The following is a 16522-nucleotide window of genomic DNA, read 5'->3' as shown; positions in this document are numbered from 1 at the left end:
GAGGAAAAGCATGATTTATTTAAGAAAGGCAACCACAGCAGATGTTGCAGCGATTATGCCGATTATTGCTCAGGCGCGTGAATTTCTGGGCAAATCAGGCAGCGATCAATGGCAAGCAGAGTACCCCGCACAAAGTGATATTGAAAATTTTATTTACAAAGCTGTGGGTTACGTTCTGATTGTTGATGAAAAAGTTGCAGGCTTTTGTGCGGTTATTACCGGCGAAGATACACAATATACGAAAATTTATAATGGCGAGTGGTTAAATGATAGTTTGGACTACGTCACCGTCCATTGTTTAGCCTTGTCTGACCACTATCGTGGTCTGGGTCTGACAAAATATCTTTTTTCAAACATCTTTACTTTGATGCAAGCACGTGGCTATAAAGATTTCCGCGTGGATACGCATCCAGCCAATGCAGTGATGCAGGCAGTATTTGAGCGTGAGGGATTTGAAAAACGTGGTATGGTTTTCTATGAAGGAGATCGTATTGCTTATCAACTCCTTTTAGGAGAAGGAGTTGAATAAAGAAAACTGGTTAGAGTTTTGCTTATCGCTTGGTCCAACTTTTGCAGATACACCTTTTGCAAAGATGGAAAAAGGCCCGGCTACGATTGTGGTGAAGCATCTCAAAAATAAAAAATCTTTTGTCTACATTTCGGAGCGTGAAGGCAAGCTTGTTTTGGGTGTCAAAGGTTTACCCTCTGTCAATGAAGAACTTCGTGAATCTTTTGACTCCATACGCCCGGCCTGGCACATGAATAAAACACACTGGAATGATATTCATTTTGGTGGTGACGTTTCAGAGAAACAAGCGAAACAGATGATTGAGAACAGTTATCATTTAATCAAACCAAAAAGAGAATAAAAATGGAATATAAAGAAAAATTTTTAAAAGATTTTAGTGAGTGGGTGGACCAACAGGTTCAACTTTCAGAAATTGCAATGAAAGCCGCAGAAAAAATTGCGCATGAAGATAAAAAAATTGAAGCAAAAGAAGCAGCTATTCGTTATGAAAGCCGTCTCGATGCCTATCAATTTATTCAAGGGAAATTTGAAAACTATAAAGCGGGTAAAGATTTCCACGACGTACCAGATTTAGGTACAAAAACTTTTTAAGTCACAAGGAGGGTTTTATGAAATTAAATCCTATGGTTGGTAAACAAGTGCGAGTAACTGCTCTCGCATAAGTTTACCGCTAAGTTAACAATATTCTCACTTAGCGGATAGTTAAGGAGAAAAAATGAAAGCATACGAATACAACAGAATAAAATATCTTACCTTTGACCTTATCAATGTCTATCATTCGGTTAATGATAAAGCCACAGTAGCAGCAGTTTATGCTCAAACTGTAGCTGAAATAGAAGAGCTCTCGAAAGCAAAAGAAGTCGAACTCTTTTTAGAGAAACTGGCTGACAGTAAAACAACTAAAGAACAAGCAGAACGCGAGTTACTTCACTTGAAGGATTTAGTTGAAGCTTTTGTCTTGCCCTCTGAAAGTCAGATTAAAAAGATTTTTAAGAAGGTCAAAAAGCTCAAAGTTCCAGCGCAAGCATCCTGGGACATGAAAGAACTCACCTATTTTGCTTGGAATGAGATTTCCAGTCAGCGCAAGTATATCGTGACCAGTGACGGACGGGGTTTTTATGGAACGACATCAGGAAGTATAAAAAATATTTGTGCGATTTGTCAAAAAAACAGCCAAGTGACGCAGTTTTTAGCAACCACAAAAAGAGGCTCTGATGGTACCTATACTAAGAATGGAACATATATCTGTATGGATAGTGTGAACTGTAACCGACAAATGCAAACAATAGAAGGTTTAGAGCATTTCTTAGAAATAATCAAGGAACGCTGAGCGACCTTGCAAAAAACCGACAAATCTGATAGAATAAAAACACTAAATGAGGAGTAGCAAGTCTAATCTTTGAGAGAGAAATCGGTCGCTGTGAGATTTCAGATGAAGCTTGTGAAGGTTGCATTGTGGTCAGTTAAATAAAATTAAGTGTCTGCTTTATAAAAAAGCAGGAATTTAGGTGGTACCGCGCGTGAGCGTCCTATTTTGGATGTTTGGGTGCGGTATTTTTTTATTGACGTACTCTTGAACTTTCCCCTCGACATTATCAACTGTTTTCATACCGAAAGGAAAAATAAATGACAGAAGAATTATCAACAAAATTTAATCCTGCTGAAGTCGAAGCAGGACGCTACGAGAAATGGCTCGAACAAGGTGTTTTTGCCCCTTCGGGTGACAAAAAAGCAAAACCTTATAGTATCGTTATTCCACCACCCAACGTCACAGGTAAACTCCACTTGGGACATGCTTGGGATACAACCTTGCAAGACATCATCATCCGTCAAAAACGGATGCAAGGTTTCGATACCCTCTGGTTGCCAGGTATGGACCACGCAGGAATTGCCACGCAAGCCAAAGTGGAAGCGCGTTTAGCTGAAGATGGGATTTCCCGCTATGATTTAGGCCGTGAGAAATTCTTAGACAAGGTCTGGGAATGGAAAGACGAATATGCCTCAACCATTAAAGAACAATGGGGTAAAATGGGTATCTCTGTGGATTACAATCGTGAACGTTTTACTCTAGATGAAGGTTTGTCTGCTGCAGTCCGTAAAGTTTTTGTTCAACTCTACAAAAAAGGCTGGATTTACCGTGGTGAATTTATCATTAACTGGGATCCAAAAGCCATGACGGCGCTCTCTGATATTGAAGTTATCCATAAGGATGTTGAAGGAGCCTTCTATCACATTACTTATCCTTTGGCGGATGGTTCAGGTGCACTTGAAGTAGCGACAACGCGTCCAGAAACTTTCTTTGGCGACACTGCTGTTGCTGTTAACCCAGCAGATGAACGTTATGCCAAATACATTGGTCAAAGCGTCGTTCTCCCAATCATTAACAAAGAAATTCCTATTGTTGGCGACGAACATGCAGACATGGAAAAAGGGACAGGTGTGGTTAAAATTACGCCCGCCCATGATCCTAACGATTTCTTAGTGGGTCAACGTCATAACTTGCCGCAAGTCAATGTGATGAATGCTGACGGTACAATGAATGAGCTTACAGGTGAGTTTAATGGCATGGATCGCTTTGAAGCTCGCGAAGCCATCATTAAAAAATTAGATGAGCTCGGCAACTTAGTTAAAGTTGAGAAAATGATGCACTCTGTTGGGCACTCAGAACGTACAGGTGTGATGGTGGAGCCACGCTTATCGACACAATGGTTTGTTAAGATGGAAGAATTGGCTAAAAATGCTATCGCTAATCAAAAAACAGAAGATGCGGTTGAATTTTACCCTCCACGTTTTAACGACACATTCCTTCAATGGATGGAAAACGTACATGACTGGGTTATTTCGCGCCAACTCTGGTGGGGGCATCAAATCCCTGCCTGGTACAATGAAGCTGGCGAAATGTATGTCGGTGAGGAAGCACCAGAAGGTGAAGGTTGGGTACAAGATGAAGACGTGCTTGATACATGGTTCTCCTCTGCTTTATGGCCTTTCTCAACAATGGGCTGGCCGGATGAAAAGGCAGAAGACTTCCAACGCTACTTCCCTACATCGACCTTGGTTACGGGCTATGACATCATCTTCTTCTGGGTTTCACGTATGATTTTCCAATCCCTAGAGTTTACAGGAAAAGCACCATTTAATAATGTCCTTATCCACGGTTTGATTCGTGATGAAGAAGGACGCAAAATGTCCAAATCTTTGGGTAATGGTATTGACCCAATGGATGTAATTGAAAAATATGGTGCAGATGCCTTACGTTGGTTCTTGTCCAATGGTTCAGCCCCAGGACAAGACGTGCGTTTCAGCTACGACAAAATGGATGCAGCTTGGAATTTCATCAATAAGATATGGAACGTTTCACGCTATATCTTGATGAATGCAGGAGATATCACAGCAGAAGAAATTTCTGCTCATCTTGACCAAGTAGCAGCGAAAACAGCAGGTAATGTTACCGATCGCTGGATTCTCACACGTTTGAATGATACAATTGCGCGCGTGACTGAACAAATGGATAAATTTGAGTTTGGTGTTGCAGGTCATATTCTGTATAACTTCATTTGGGATGAGTTTGCCAACTGGTATCTTGAGTTGACCAAAGAAGTAATGTTTGGCGACGATGAGGCAGAAAAAGACGTCACACGTTCAGTACTTGTGCATGTCCTTGATCAAGTGCTCCGCCTGTTGCACCCAATCATGCCTTTCTTTACAGAAGAAATTTTCGAAAAACTTCCGACAACTGAAGGCAAATCTATTGTGGTATCTGAGTATCCAGAAGTACGTCCAGAATTTGATGATGCAGAAGCAGGAGATGGTGTTGCCATGTTGATTGAGATTATCACAGCGGTACGTAATATCCGTGCGGAAGTGAATACGCCTTTATCAAAAGCCGTGCCAATGATAATCAAATCAGACAAGGAAGCCTTCCTGAACAAGGTGGCTCCTTATATCAGACGTTTTACCAATCCAAGTGAGTTAACTATTGAAGCGGATGTGACAGCACCTGAACAAGCCATGTCAGCAGTAGTTACTGGTGCGGAAATCTACCTTCCACTCGCAGGCTTGATTAATATCGAAGAAGAAATTGCTCGTCTCAATAAAGAACTAGACAAATGGCAAAAAGAACTCGATATGGTTAACCGCAAGCTTTCTAATGAAAAATTTGTGGCAAATGCCAAAGCAGAAGTTGTAGATAAAGAACGTGCTAAATTAGCAGACTATCAAGAGAAGTTTGAAAGCACTCAAGCCCGTATTGAAGAGTTACAAAAATAGTCGATGAGACCTAGAAAAGTTCCTAATTGTGGGAATTTTTTCTTTTTGGTATAGATAGGTTTACAATATCTTAAATTTTCATTTCTTGTTAAACCTATGGAAAAGTGATAAAATAAACAAAGAAAAAAACTCTAAGGAGAGATAAAAGATGGCACATATTAAATTTGACTATTCTAAATTGAAACCATTTGTAGCTGATAAAGAACTTGACGAAATTCAATGGCAAGTTGACGGCGCAGATAAACTTCTTCGTGAAGGAACTGGTGCTGGTTCTGACTTCATCGGTTGGTTAGATCTTCCAGAAGACTATGACAAAGAAGAGTTTGCCCGCATCCAAAAAGCAGCAAGTAAAATTCAATCTGACTCAGAAGTTCTTATTGTTATCGGTATCGGTGGTTCATACCTTGGTGCCCGCGCTGCAATTGACTTTTTGAACAACAGCTTTGTTAATCTTCAATCAAAAGAAGAACGTAAAGCGCCACAAATTCTTTATGCAGGAAATTCAATTTCTTCAAGCTATCTTTCAGACTTGGTAGAATATGTTGCAGATAAAGATTTCTCTGTTAATGTTATTTCTAAATCAGGAACAACAACTGAACCAGCAATTGCTTTCCGTGTCTTTGAAGAACTTTTGGTTAAAAAATATGGCCGTGAAGAAGCAAATAAACGTATCTATGCAACAACAGATAAAGAAAAGGGTGCCGTTAAAGTTAATGCTGATGCAAACAACTGGGATACTTTTGTTGTTCCAGATTCAGTTGGCGGACGTTTTTCAGTTTTGACAGCTGTTGGTCTCTTGCCTATCGCAGCATCAGGTGCTGATATTACAGCTCTTATGGAAGGTGCTAACGCAGCGCGTAAAGAATATACAGCCACAGACGTACGTGAAAATGATGCTTATGCTTATGCAGCGCTTCGTAATATCCTTTACCGTAAAGGTAAACTTTCAGAAATCTTGATTAACTATGAGCCATCATTGCAATACTTCTCAGAATGGTGGAAACAGTTGGCAGGTGAATCTGAAGGTAAAGACCAAAAAGGTATTTACCCAACATCAGCCAACTTCTCAACAGATTTGCACTCATTGGGTCAATTTATCCAAGAAGGTACACGTTCTGTATTTGAAACAGCTATCCGTGTGGAAAAACCACGTAAGAACATTAACATTCCTGAGCTTGAAGCAGATCTTGATGGTCTTGGCTACTTGCAAGGTAAAGATGTTGACTTTGTCAACAAAAAAGCAGCTGACGGTGTGCTCCTTGCCCATACAGATGGTGATGTGCCAAACATGATCGTTACTTTGCCTGAGCAAGATGAATTCACTTTAGGTTATACTATTTACTTCTTTGAGCTTGCAATCGCAATCTCTGGCTACTTGAATGGTATCAATCCATTTGACCAACCAGGTGTTGAAGCATACAAACGTAACATGTTTGCGCTTCTTGGCAAACCAGGCTTTGAAGAATTGAGTGCCGAATTAAACGCACGTCTTTAATCAAAAATGAGATAAAAACAAAAACCGCAGGACATCGAACTGTGGTTTTTTATGCTTGTGGGCGATGAAGACACAGTGTGCTATAATAGAGCAATGAGAGTTGTAGCAGGAAATTATGGTGGTAGACCACTGAAGACATTGGCAGGAAAAACAACACGTCCAACGACGGACAAAGTTAAGGGTGCAATTTTTAATATGATTGGCCCATATTTTGAAGGTGGGCGAGTTTTAGACTTATTCTCAGGTTCAGGTTCACTTGCTATCGAGGCTGTCTCACGTGGGATGGACAGTGCTGTAATGGTTGAAAAAGACCGTTCGGCACAGTTGGTGATTGCAGAAAATATTAAAATGACCAAAGAAGAGAAAAAGTTTCAGCTTCTTAAAATGCCAGCCGAGCGTGCCTTGACTCATCTTTCTGGGCAGTTCAACTTGGTTTTATTAGACCCGCCTTATGCGAAAGAAAGCATTGTTGCTAATTTAGAAGAAATGCAGAAAAAAGACATGTTAGCAGATGATGTTATCGTTGTTTGTGAGACGGATAAGGAAGTCACACTTCCGGAAAATATTGGTCATTTGTCTTTAAGTAAAGAAAAAGTATATGGAATTTCAAAGGTAAGCATCTATGAAAGATAAAATAGGTTTATTTACAGGTACTTTTGATCCGGTCACAAAAGGCCATTTGGACATCGTTGAACGTGCCAGCAAGCTTTTTGATAAGCTTTATATTGGTATTTTTAAAAATGAAGCTAAAAATCCTCTCTTCAGTCTAGAAGAACGTGTAGTCTTAATCGAAAGAGCCTTAGCAGATTTACAATTAACCAATGTGGAAGTCATTGCACATGCGAATGATTTGACGGTAAACATTGCGAAGCAACTTGAAGTAACGGCGCTTGTGCGTTCCGTTCGTAATGCAGCTGATTTAGACTATGAGAAAAATATGATTTACTTTAACCGTGAAATGACGGGGATAGAAACAATCTTACTGACTGCAAAACCAGAACTCGAAAATATTAGTTCTACACGGATGCGTGAACTTTATCATTTTGGCCAAGATCTAAGCCGATGGTTGCCTGCAAATGTTATTGAAGCACTGAATGAGAAAAAAACACATGAAAAATGAAAAAATAAAAAAGCATAAAAAACTAAAGCTATTCTTTGCCATCGCGTTACCGCTTCTTATTGTAGTGGGTTTATTCTTCCCCTTACCTTACTATATCGAGCAGCCAGGAGGAACCATTCCAGTTAATCAGATGGTTGATGTTGCGGGAAAGAAAGATGAACATAAAGGCAATTTTTATTTAACGACTGTTGAAATGGTACGGGCCAATGCCGCAAGTATGCTTTATTCCAAGTCGAACTCTTTTGCCACTATTTTGAGTAGTGAAGAGATGACGGGTGGGATGACCAATCAGCAATTTGACTTGGTCAACCAGTTCTATATGCAGACCGCGCAAAATACAGCTGTTTATCAGGCCTTTAAGTTGGCAGGGAAACCTTATGAGATGAAGTATCAAGGGGTCTACGTTTTGAGTATCACTGAGGATTCGACATTTAAAAATGACTTGCAACTTTCGGATACGATAACGGCAGTTAATGGCCACACTTTCAAATCTTCAACTGATATGATTGACTATGTGTCTCAACAAAAAGTTGGAGATGAGGTGACCATCAAGTACACACGGATGGATGGCAGCAACCATGAAGCCACAGGCAAGTACATTAAGTTGAGTAATGGTAAAACAGGGATTGGTATTGGTTTAGTAGATCATACACAGGTTGTGACAGACCCTAAAGTTAAGATCGATGCCGGAAGTATTGGCGGGCCAAGTGCTGGGATGATGTTTACCTTGGAAATATATAGCCAAATCACAGGCAAAGATTTACGTCAAGGACGCGAAATTGCAGGTACTGGAACGATCAATGAAGATGGCAGCATCGGGCAAATAGGTGGCGTTGATAAAAAAGTTGCTACAGCAAGCAATTCGGGTGCAAAAATTTTCCTTTGCCCGGATGAAACGGAAGAACAGGCAAAGGCTTCTGGTACAACAAATAACTACACAGATGCACTTGCGGCAGCTAAAAAGTTGAATACAGATATGAAAATCGTACCTGTAAAGACGATCCAAGATGCACTAGACTGTCTCGAAAAATAAAAAAAGCTGTAAATTACAGCTTTTTTTTTGCTTAATATTGATCTTGTAAGAGTGTTTTAAGTTCTGAAATACTTGGTTGGCGTGGATTGCCTGGTGTGCATTGATCGTCGTAAACAAGGTTTGCAAGCTTATCGAGTTCACGCTCCAAGTGATTTTTATCAACACCATTTCCTGATAGAGTGACATCGATATCGATGCTGTCCGTCAATTTTTTAATTTCTTTAATAAGTTTGTCTACAAGCTCCGCATCATCTTTACCTGTAAGACCGATGTAACGCGCAATTTCAGCGTAATCTTCTTGGGCACGGTAAATCTCATAACGTGGGTATGGTGTACGTTTAACGTTTCCTGTTACAGCGTTAAATTTAATGACGTGAGGCATAGCGATAGCGATAGCTAAGCCATGTGGTAATTCAAACTCACCTCCCACTTTGTGGGCGAGGGAGTGATTAATACCGAGAAAGGCATTGGCAAAGGCCATACCAGCTAAGGTTGCTGCATTGTGCATATTAGCGCGTGCGACTTGCCCTTCTTTGGAAGGTTTTGATGGGTCGTACTGATATGAGGTTGTCAAATTATCAAAAATTAACTTAATGGCACGAAGTGACAATGGTTTAGTGTAATCCGAAGCCATGACTGAAACATAAGATTCAAGCGCGTGACTAAGGGCATCAATACCAGACCAAGCCACGGTACGTTTTGGCACAGTCATAACAAACTCAGGATCAACGATGGCTACTTGAGGTGTAAGCTGATAATCAGCTAAAGGATATTTAACATGTGTTTCATCATCGGTGATAACAGCAAAAGGTGTTACTTCAGAACCTGTACCAGAAGTGGTCGGGATACATACCAGCTGTGTTTGATCTTGGTGCGGGAATTTGACGATACGTTTACGAATATCGATGAATTTTTGAGCCAACTGCTCAAAGAGTGCTTTTAGTGCGGCATCGTCATTGAGGTCAACCTCTCCACGAGCAGAATACTCGTAAATCAAGCGCCCAATTTTTGCTGCATCAAGTGGAGAGCCACCGCCGAGAGCGATAACTGTGTCAGGTTTAAAATCAGCCATTTGTCGCGCAATTTCAATGGCTTGTGAAAGTGTTGGGTCAGGTTTTACAGAACCATAAATTGAAGTTTGTACTTGTGTTTCACGAACGGCCAATTGCTCAAGCATATGGTCGACAAAGCCAAATTGCAGCATACCGTGGTCGGTGACGACAAAAGCGCGTTCGATATTAGGCATTTCTTGTAGGTAAGAAATAGAGTTGTTTTCGTAGTAAATTTCTTTTGGCAGACGAACCCATTGTGGGCGATTACGACGACGTGCCACTGTTTTGATATTCAATAGATCATATGTACTCAAATTGTGTGAGATTGAATTTTTCCCCCATGAACCAGTTCCTAAAGTCAGTGATGGACGCATTGCATCAGTATAGATATCCCCAACGCCACCGATAGAATCGGGTTGGTTAACTAAGATACGTGCAGCACCAATAGCATCAGCATATTCTTTCACAAAAGGATCATCTTGTGCACCTATCTGGATAGCTGCGTTGTGTCCAGCACCTTGATAAGCTAAAAGTTTTTGGACGATTGCAGTACCATTTTCGCGTGAAGTAGATTTGTAGATTGACAAAAGCGGGCTGAGCTTTTCAGAAGAGAGGGCTTCCCCGATGTTTTTTTCCTCCAATTCAAAGAGAAGAACATCTTTACCTTCAGGTACTTGTACGCCAGCTTGCTCAGCAATCCACGGTCCAGGACGACCGGCAACCGGCCCCGTTACACCGAAGCCTTCACCTGCACGTTCGACGAAAACAAATTTTTCGATGGCTGGATAATCTTCCTTTGGTACAACGTAAGCACCGTGAACTTGAAGTTTTTCGAGGAATTCATCGTAAATTTCTGCAGCAACTACAGCAGAGTTTTCGGTAGCGCAAATCATGCCGTTGTCAAATCGTTTAGAAAGTAGCAGGTCTTCAACTGCACGGTCAACATTTGCAGTAGCATCAACAAAGACGGCGCCATTACCTGCACCCACACCTAAGGAAGGATTACCTGACTTGAGCGCTGCATTGACCATCCCTGGTCCACCTGTAGCGAGGATAGAAGCAATACCGTGGTTTTGGATAAGTGCGGTAGTGTTATAAAGACTTGGATCTTCGACCCATTGGATAAAGTTTTCTGGGGCCCCGGCCTTCAGAGCAGCTTCGTAGACAATACGTGCGGCATGAGAGGAACAATTTTGTGCTTGAGGGTGAAAGGCGAAAACGATAGCGTTTCGTGTTTTTGCTGTTAAGAGTGATTTGAAAATTGTTGTAGAAGTAGGGTTGGTAGTAGGTACGATTCCTGCAAGCACGCCTAAAGGGGCTGCGATTTCTACTGAGCCAGCAACTTTGTTCTCGCTGATTACTCCGACTGTTTTGTCATTTTTGATGGAGTTATAAACAGATTCTGAAGCAAAGCGATTTTTAGTATCCTTATCCTCAACGATTCCTCGGCCTGTTTCATTATGGGCTTCGTGTGCGAGTTCAAGGGAATGTTCGCTTGCGGCTAAGGCCATTGCTGCGACAATTTTATCTACTTGCGCTTGTGTGTAGCCTTCAAACTGCAAAGCAGCTTGATGTGCTTTTTTGACGAGACCGTCTGTATATTGCTCTGCTTTTTCTACAAGTGTAGCTTTATCAGCGGCTGTTAGTTCTTTTTTGGTATTCTTGCTTGACATATTTAAATTTCTCCTTTGTGAAATTTATCACGTTATCATTTTAACAAACTTTGAAAGTGCTGTCAAACAATATTGTGTAAAAACACACAAACTTTTTTTGATAAAATACTATCTGCATTTTAATGATAAAAAAACCGCCTGAATGGCGGTTTTTTTAGAGCGTTGGTAAGATACATGTGCCCTCTGGGCTATAAAAATCTTTTTGTTTAAGTGTGAGCATTCCTGTCTTCCTATTACGGCGGAAAAGACTAATATTATCACTGTCTTGATGTGCTACGATAATAAAATCTTCTGTACTATTGAAATTGAAATCTCGAGGTGTATCCCCTTCAGTTTTTACAATATCTTCTAAAGTTATTTTTGTTCCCAAGGGGCTGACACTGTAGATAGCGATAGAATTATGTCCGCGGTTCGAAGCATAGAGAAACGCACCATCGGAAGAAAGACGGAGAGCAGATGCGCTCTTTGTGCCTTCAAAATCTACGGGAAGAGTACTGATTGTTTCGAGTGCGGCAAAGCGTCCTTTTTCCTCATTGTAGCTGAGAACAGTTACAGTAGAAGAAAACTCGCCAATGGCGTAAGCAATCTTGCCATTGGGATGGAAAGTAAGATGACGTACTCCAGTACCTGCAGGCATACGGTAGAGGCTTACAAGAGAGAGCTTGCCTTCTTCACCAACGACATCGTAAACCGTAATCTCATCTGTACCCAAGTCACAAGTAACCAATCGTCCATCAGGTGTAAGATCTGTGTAATGCACGTGAGGACGTTCTTGACCAGGATGTACTTTTGAACCTTCGCCTTCATGTTTCACAGTGTCTGTTAAGGTAAGCGAACCATTTTTTTGAATTTTGTAGACTCGAATTTCCCCTAAGTGATAATTTGCACCATAAACAAAACCACGTTCATTATCAACAGCTACATAGCAAAGAGGTGCGCCAACACTAGTAACATAGTTGAGAAGCTCTGTTTTTCCTCTTTTATAACTGAGCGCAGCAATACCGCCACCATTTTCATCTGCAGCACAAGTGTAAAGGTGTTGTTTTGCTTTGTCCAAAGCAAAATATGTTGCATTTTGAATATGGGCAACTTCTGTTAGATTAGAAAGTTCTTCCTTTGCAATATCTAAGTCAAAACTATAAATCCCCTTTGATTCACGCTTAGTGTAACCGCCAACTAAAATTTTTTCACGCATATCTTGGCTCCTTTAACATTTAATATTCGTATAATTATTTTATCATAAATGAGCGTTTTCAGGAAACTAAATCTCTCGCAATTTGCGAAGACAGGAAAGGCGACAAAATGATACAACAAGCTCTTGCAATAAGGAAGTGTTTAGTGTATAATAGTACTGTTGTCTATGGGCAATAATTTCACATTTTGACTTGACAGTGTCGTAGTGCACGTGTGTAGCGGCATTGGCTGACAGTTAAAAGAGGAAAAACTATTTTAAAAGGAGACATTAATATGTCAGTTATTTCAATGAAACAACTTCTTGAAGCTGGTGTTCACTTCGGTCACCAAACTCGTCGTTGGAACCCAAAAATGAAACCATACATCTTCACAGAACGTAATGGTATCCACGTTATCGACCTTCAAAAAACAGTTAAACTTGTTGACGATGCTTACAACTATGTACGTAACGCTTCATCTGAAGGTGCTGTAGTACTTTTTGTTGGTACTAAAAAACAAGCTTCAGAAGCTGTTAAAGAAGAAGCACTTCGTGCTGGTCAATACTATGTAAACCACCGTTGGCTTGGTGGTATGCTTACTAACTGGAACACTATCCAAAAACGTGTAGCACGCCTTAAATCAATCAACAAAATGGAAGAAGACGGAACTTTCGAAGTTTTGCCTAAGAAAGAAGTTGTTCTTTTGAACAAAGAACGCGAACGTCTTGAAAAATTCATCGGTGGTATCGCTGACATGCCTCGCATCCCAGATGTGATGTACGTTGTTGACCCACACAATGAACAAATCGCTATCCAAGAAGCTCAAAAATTGGGAATCCCAGTTGTAGCAATGGTTGATACAAACGCTGACCCAGATCCAATCGACGTTATTATCCCAGCAAACGATGATGCTATCCGTGCAGTTAAATTGATCACTGCTAAAATGGCTGACGCTATCATCGAAGGTCGTCAAGGCGAAGATTCAGTAGAAGCTGAACTTGCAGTTAAAGATACTGCTGCTTCAGAAGAATCACTTGAAGAACTTGCTGAAATCGTTGAAGGCAAATAATTTGTAATGAATAATACAGGCGAGGCCCTACGCCTCCCTGTTTTTTTATAAAATATAATAATAGGAGAACTATACAATGGCAGTAACAGCAGCTCAAGTAAAAGAATTGCGTGAAAAAACTGGTGCAGGTATCATGGATGCTAAACGTGCACTTGTTGAAACTGATGGAAACATGGAAGCAGCCGCTGAGCTCCTTCGTGAAAAAGGTATTGCGAAAGCTGAGAAAAAAGCTGACCGTATCGCCGCTGAAGGTTTGACAGGTATCGCTGTAAACGGTAATACTGCAGCGCTTATCGAATTGAACTCAGAAACAGACTTTGTTGCTAAAAACGAACAATTCGTTGCTATCGTTAAAGAAACAGCTGAACTTATTGCAGAGAAAAAACCGGCAACTAATGAAGAAGCTTTGGCTTTGACAACTGCAGAAGGTATCAGCCTTGAAGATTCTTACACACAAGCTACAGCGACAATTGGTGAAAAAATTTCATTCCGTCGTTTCCAACTTATCGAAAAAACAGATGCGCAAACATTTGGTGTTTACCAACACAACCAAGGTCGTATCGGTGTAGTTACAGTTGTTGAAGGTGGAGATGCAGAGCTTGCTAAAGCAGTTGCAATGCATATCGCTGCGATGAACCCAACTGTTCTTTCTTACAAAGAATTGGATGCTGAGTTTGTTCATGATGAGTTGGCTAAATTGAACCACACCATCGATGAAGATAACGAAAGCCGTAAATTGGTAAACAAACCAATGCTTCCACATCTTGCCTACGGTTCTCGTAGTCAATTGACTGAAGAAGTTCTTGCAAATGCTGAAGCAGAAATGAAAGAAGAGCTTTTGGCTGAAGGTAAACCTGAAGCAATCTTGGGCAAAATTATCCCAGGTAAAGTTGCAAAATTCATCATTGACAATACTAAAGTCGACCAAGCTTACACACTTCTTGGACAACTTTATGTTATGGATGACAGCAAAACAGTAGAAGCTTTCCTTGAGTCTAAAGGTGCTAAAGTTGTAGCGTTCACACGTTACGAAGTTGGTGAAGGTATCGAGAAAGCAGAAAACAACTTCGCGGCAGAAGTCGCTGAAGCAGCAGGTCTTGCTTAATTAAGAAAAAACAGTTCTAATGGACTGTTTTTTTTTTTTATGATTGTTTGTGTGAAGGCCTTCTTTTGCGTGGTTTTAAACGTAGAGTGCGTGTAATCTAAAAAATGTAGAAAAGTGATGTAAAATCAAATATAATGTGCTATAATAAAGAGTGAAACTTTGTATTTAAAATTAAGTTTAAATAAAAAGATAAAATTACCTAAAGTTTTGGAGAGAAGATGTCAAGTACAATAATTATTCTTTTGGGCGTTCTCATAGTGATTGTCGTTGGATTCTATGTATTTTCAATGGTAATGCGTAAGAAAACAGAAAATCGTATTCTTGAGTTAGAAGAGCGCAAGGAGCTGCTTTTTGATTTACCTGTGCAAGAAGAATTAGATGCCGTCAAGAAGATGCATCTGGTTGGGCAGTCACAGACCATTTTCCGTGAATGGAACCAAAAATGGATTGATTTGTCATCAGATTCATTTGCTGATTTAGAAAACCATATTTTTGAAGCTGAGCAATTGAATGACTCCTTCCATTTTTTCCGTGCGCGTGAGTCTGCTGATGATAGTGAAGCACAGATCGAAGTGATGGAATCTGAAGTCGAAGCGATTCGTGCAGGTGTTGCAGAATTGGTCGAACAAGAAAAACGTAATTCGACAAAAATTCAAGAATCTCTTGACCTTTATGAAACACTCCGTGATGAAATCACTGACAATCAAGAAAAATATGGTACAGTTATTGACGAAATTAACCGTCACTTAGCAAACATAGAAACTGAATTTTCACAGTTTGTTACACTTAACTCAACAGGGGATCCGATTGAGGCAGCAGAAGTGTTGGAAACTGCGGAAGAACATACAATTGCTTTGCGTGCAATTACGGAGCAAATTCCAGGCTTGCTTGCTGTTGTCGACAAAGAATTGCCAAAACAAATCGAAGAGTTAGAAGAGACAGTTCAGAAGTTCGAGGAGGAAGATTACGTACTTCCTGCAAGTGTTAATCTTGAGAATGAAATGAAAGCCATCCAAGATGATTTAGAAGAAGCTAAAGCTCTTCTTGATAGCTTTGAACTTGAAGCAATGGAAGCCCGTATTTCTTCAATTAACGATCGTATTAATGGTATTTATGACATTTTTGAGCGTGAATATAAAGCACGCCGTAGCGTAGAAAAACGAGTGAATATTCTCCGAAGCTATATTGAACATACACGTGCAAATAACAAAAACCTCTTGTTAGAAATCGACCATACGATGCAGGCATATTTGCTTTCTGACAATGAAAAAGCAGCTGTACGTAGCTACTCTGAACACCTTGATATTCTCGAAGGGGAAGTTGACAGTGTGCTTGAAGCAGTTAAAGAAAAACAAAAACCTTACTCTGCCTTAGGTGGAAATGTAAATTCAATCATTGAAGCTTTGGAAGATATTGAGAAGAATCAAATTAGCATTAGTGAAGGACTTGCTAACTTACGTGAGCAAGAAAAAGTTGCACAAGAAGCTGCTGATCGCTTTGACTCAGAGCTACGCATTATCAAGAGATATGTGGAAAAACGCAATCTTCCAGGTTTGCCGAAAGATTATTTGGATCTCTTCTTTGCAACAAGTGAGCGTTTAGAAGCCCTCTTTAAAGAATTAGGTAAAGTACGTATTAATATTGATGTAGTGAACCATCAGCTTGACACATCTACTCAAGATATGGAAGCCTTGAAAGATGCAACGGATGATTTAGTAGACCATGCGGTTCTTGCAGAACAATTGATGCAATATGCTAATCGTTATAAAGCAAGTGATGAACGTATTGCTGGAGCTATCGCTCGAAGCTTACAACTCTTTGATCGTGCGCGCAACTATGACGGAGCTTTTAACGAAATTTCAAATGCTCTAGAAATGGTTGAGCCAGGAGCAGCAGAACGTATTGCTAATGTATACAATAGTCACAAAGAAAAACCAGACTATCGTTAATAAGAAGACGTAAGGAAACTTACGTTTTTTTTATTTTTTATCATTTTAAAAACGAC

At 40.2% G+C, this 16522-nt stretch carries 14 protein-coding genes and 1 other annotated feature; of the genes, 12 read left to right on the top strand and 2 right to left on the bottom strand.

The window, feature by feature from the left end:
• The first annotated feature begins 10 nt into the window (after window positions 1–10).
• From PYW30_RS09700 to PYW30_RS09660, 9 genes are all read left to right on the top strand, one after another.
• Window positions 11–529, top strand: a complete 519-nt coding sequence (locus PYW30_RS09700; RefSeq protein WP_042218973.1) for a GNAT family N-acetyltransferase — start codon at window positions 11–13, stop codon at window positions 527–529.
• Complete coding sequence (locus PYW30_RS09695; RefSeq protein ID WP_042218971.1) at window positions 522–869, top strand: MmcQ/YjbR family DNA-binding protein; 348 nt, start codon at window positions 522–524, stop codon at window positions 867–869. Before PYW30_RS09700 ends, PYW30_RS09695 begins: the two co-directional genes overlap by 8 nt.
• Window positions 870–871: 2 nt before the next feature.
• Window positions 872–1120 carry a DUF1912 family protein gene (locus tag PYW30_RS09690; RefSeq protein ID WP_003133144.1) on the top strand — a complete coding sequence of 83 codons (249 nt, stop codon included), beginning with the start codon at window positions 872–874 and terminating at the stop codon, window positions 1118–1120.
• 124 nt (window positions 1121–1244) lie between these two features.
• A complete protein-coding gene (locus PYW30_RS09685) occupies window positions 1245–1859 on the top strand; it encodes a FusB/FusC family EF-G-binding protein (protein WP_042218968.1) in 615 nt (204 codons plus the stop codon).
• A gap of 33 nt (window positions 1860–1892) precedes the next feature.
• Window positions 1893–2064, top strand: a binding site (T-box leader).
• A 91-nt stretch (window positions 2065–2155) separates the two neighbouring features.
• Window positions 2156–4798, top strand: coding sequence for a valine--tRNA ligase (locus PYW30_RS09680; protein WP_042218966.1), 2643 nt, complete (start codon window positions 2156–2158; stop codon window positions 4796–4798).
• Window positions 4799–4946: 148 nt separating this feature from the next.
• On the top strand, window positions 4947–6293 hold the full coding sequence (locus PYW30_RS09675) for a glucose-6-phosphate isomerase (protein ID WP_003133148.1): 1347 nt from the start codon (window positions 4947–4949) through the stop codon (window positions 6291–6293).
• Window positions 6294–6386: 93 nt separating this feature from the next.
• Window positions 6387–6926 carry a 16S rRNA (guanine(966)-N(2))-methyltransferase RsmD gene (gene rsmD / locus PYW30_RS09670; RefSeq protein WP_014025494.1) on the top strand — a complete coding sequence of 180 codons (540 nt, stop codon included), beginning with the start codon at window positions 6387–6389 and terminating at the stop codon, window positions 6924–6926.
• On the top strand, window positions 6916–7413 hold the full coding sequence (gene coaD / locus PYW30_RS09665; protein WP_042218964.1) for a pantetheine-phosphate adenylyltransferase: 498 nt from the start codon (window positions 6916–6918) through the stop codon (window positions 7411–7413). The genes rsmD and coaD overlap by 11 nt, the downstream gene beginning before the upstream one ends.
• Window positions 7403–8446, top strand: a complete 1044-nt coding sequence (locus PYW30_RS09660) for a SepM family pheromone-processing serine protease (protein WP_042218963.1) — start codon at window positions 7403–7405, stop codon at window positions 8444–8446. The genes coaD and PYW30_RS09660 overlap by 11 nt, the downstream gene beginning before the upstream one ends.
• Before the next feature lie 31 nt (window positions 8447–8477).
• Here PYW30_RS09660 and adhE read toward each other — a convergent pair whose 3' ends face one another.
• Together adhE and PYW30_RS09650 are read right to left on the bottom strand one after the other, a co-directional pair.
• Entirely contained in the window at window positions 8478–11171 is a 2694-nt protein-coding gene (adhE, locus tag PYW30_RS09655; protein WP_003133155.1) for a bifunctional acetaldehyde-CoA/alcohol dehydrogenase, read from the bottom strand.
• Window positions 11172–11325: 154 nt separating this feature from the next.
• The gene (locus PYW30_RS09650) at window positions 11326–12366 is read right to left on the bottom strand and encodes a lactonase family protein (protein ID WP_042218960.1); all 1041 of its coding nucleotides are present in this window, start codon (window positions 12364–12366) and stop codon (window positions 11326–11328) included.
• A 272-nt stretch (window positions 12367–12638) separates the two neighbouring features.
• Here PYW30_RS09650 and rpsB point away from each other — a divergent pair, with 272 nt between their 5' ends.
• From rpsB to ezrA, 3 genes are all read left to right on the top strand, one after another.
• Entirely contained in the window at window positions 12639–13412 is a 774-nt protein-coding gene (gene rpsB, locus PYW30_RS09645; protein ID WP_003133158.1) for a 30S ribosomal protein S2, read from the top strand.
• 76 nt (window positions 13413–13488) lie between these two features.
• Window positions 13489–14517: a translation elongation factor Ts gene (tsf, locus tag PYW30_RS09640; protein ID WP_003133160.1), complete on the top strand. Its 1029-nt coding sequence runs from the start codon at window positions 13489–13491 to the stop codon at window positions 14515–14517.
• Window positions 14518–14735: 218 nt separating this feature from the next.
• The gene (ezrA, locus tag PYW30_RS09635; protein WP_042218957.1) at window positions 14736–16466 is read left to right on the top strand and encodes a septation ring formation regulator EzrA; all 1731 of its coding nucleotides are present in this window, start codon (window positions 14736–14738) and stop codon (window positions 16464–16466) included.
• The last annotated feature ends 56 nt before the right edge of the window (window positions 16467–16522 follow it).

Origin of the sequence: Lactococcus garvieae subsp. garvieae, from assembly GCF_029024465.1 — a bacterium.
Classification (GTDB): Bacteria; Bacillota; Bacilli; order Lactobacillales; family Streptococcaceae; genus Lactococcus; species Lactococcus garvieae.
This window is presented reverse-complemented; position numbering and strand designations above follow the sequence as displayed.

Bases quoted from the DNA above. Each gene is read 5' to 3' on its own strand.
- PYW30_RS09660 (WP_042218963.1), top strand. From the start codon at position 7,403: ATGAAAAATGAAAAAATAAAAAAGCATAAAAAACTAAAGCTATTCTTT.
- rsmD (WP_014025494.1), top strand. From the start codon at position 6,387: ATGAGAGTTGTAGCAGGAAATTATGGTGGTAGACCACTGAAGACATTG.
- PYW30_RS09650 (WP_042218960.1), bottom strand. From the start codon at position 12,366: ATGCGTGAAAAAATTTTAGTTGGCGGTTACACTAAGCGTGAATCAAAG.
- ezrA (WP_042218957.1), top strand. From the start codon at position 14,736: ATGTCAAGTACAATAATTATTCTTTTGGGCGTTCTCATAGTGATTGTC.
- tsf (WP_003133160.1), top strand. From the start codon at position 13,489: ATGGCAGTAACAGCAGCTCAAGTAAAAGAATTGCGTGAAAAAACTGGT.
- PYW30_RS09675 (WP_003133148.1), top strand. From the start codon at position 4,947: ATGGCACATATTAAATTTGACTATTCTAAATTGAAACCATTTGTAGCT.
- adhE (WP_003133155.1), bottom strand. From the start codon at position 11,171: ATGTCAAGCAAGAATACCAAAAAAGAACTAACAGCCGCTGATAAAGCT.
- PYW30_RS09680 (WP_042218966.1), top strand. From the start codon at position 2,156: ATGACAGAAGAATTATCAACAAAATTTAATCCTGCTGAAGTCGAAGCA.
- PYW30_RS09690 (WP_003133144.1), top strand. From the start codon at position 872: ATGGAATATAAAGAAAAATTTTTAAAAGATTTTAGTGAGTGGGTGGAC.
- coaD (WP_042218964.1), top strand. From the start codon at position 6,916: ATGAAAGATAAAATAGGTTTATTTACAGGTACTTTTGATCCGGTCACA.
- PYW30_RS09700 (WP_042218973.1), top strand. From the start codon at position 11: ATGATTTATTTAAGAAAGGCAACCACAGCAGATGTTGCAGCGATTATG.
- PYW30_RS09685 (WP_042218968.1), top strand. From the start codon at position 1,245: ATGAAAGCATACGAATACAACAGAATAAAATATCTTACCTTTGACCTT.
- rpsB (WP_003133158.1), top strand. From the start codon at position 12,639: ATGTCAGTTATTTCAATGAAACAACTTCTTGAAGCTGGTGTTCACTTC.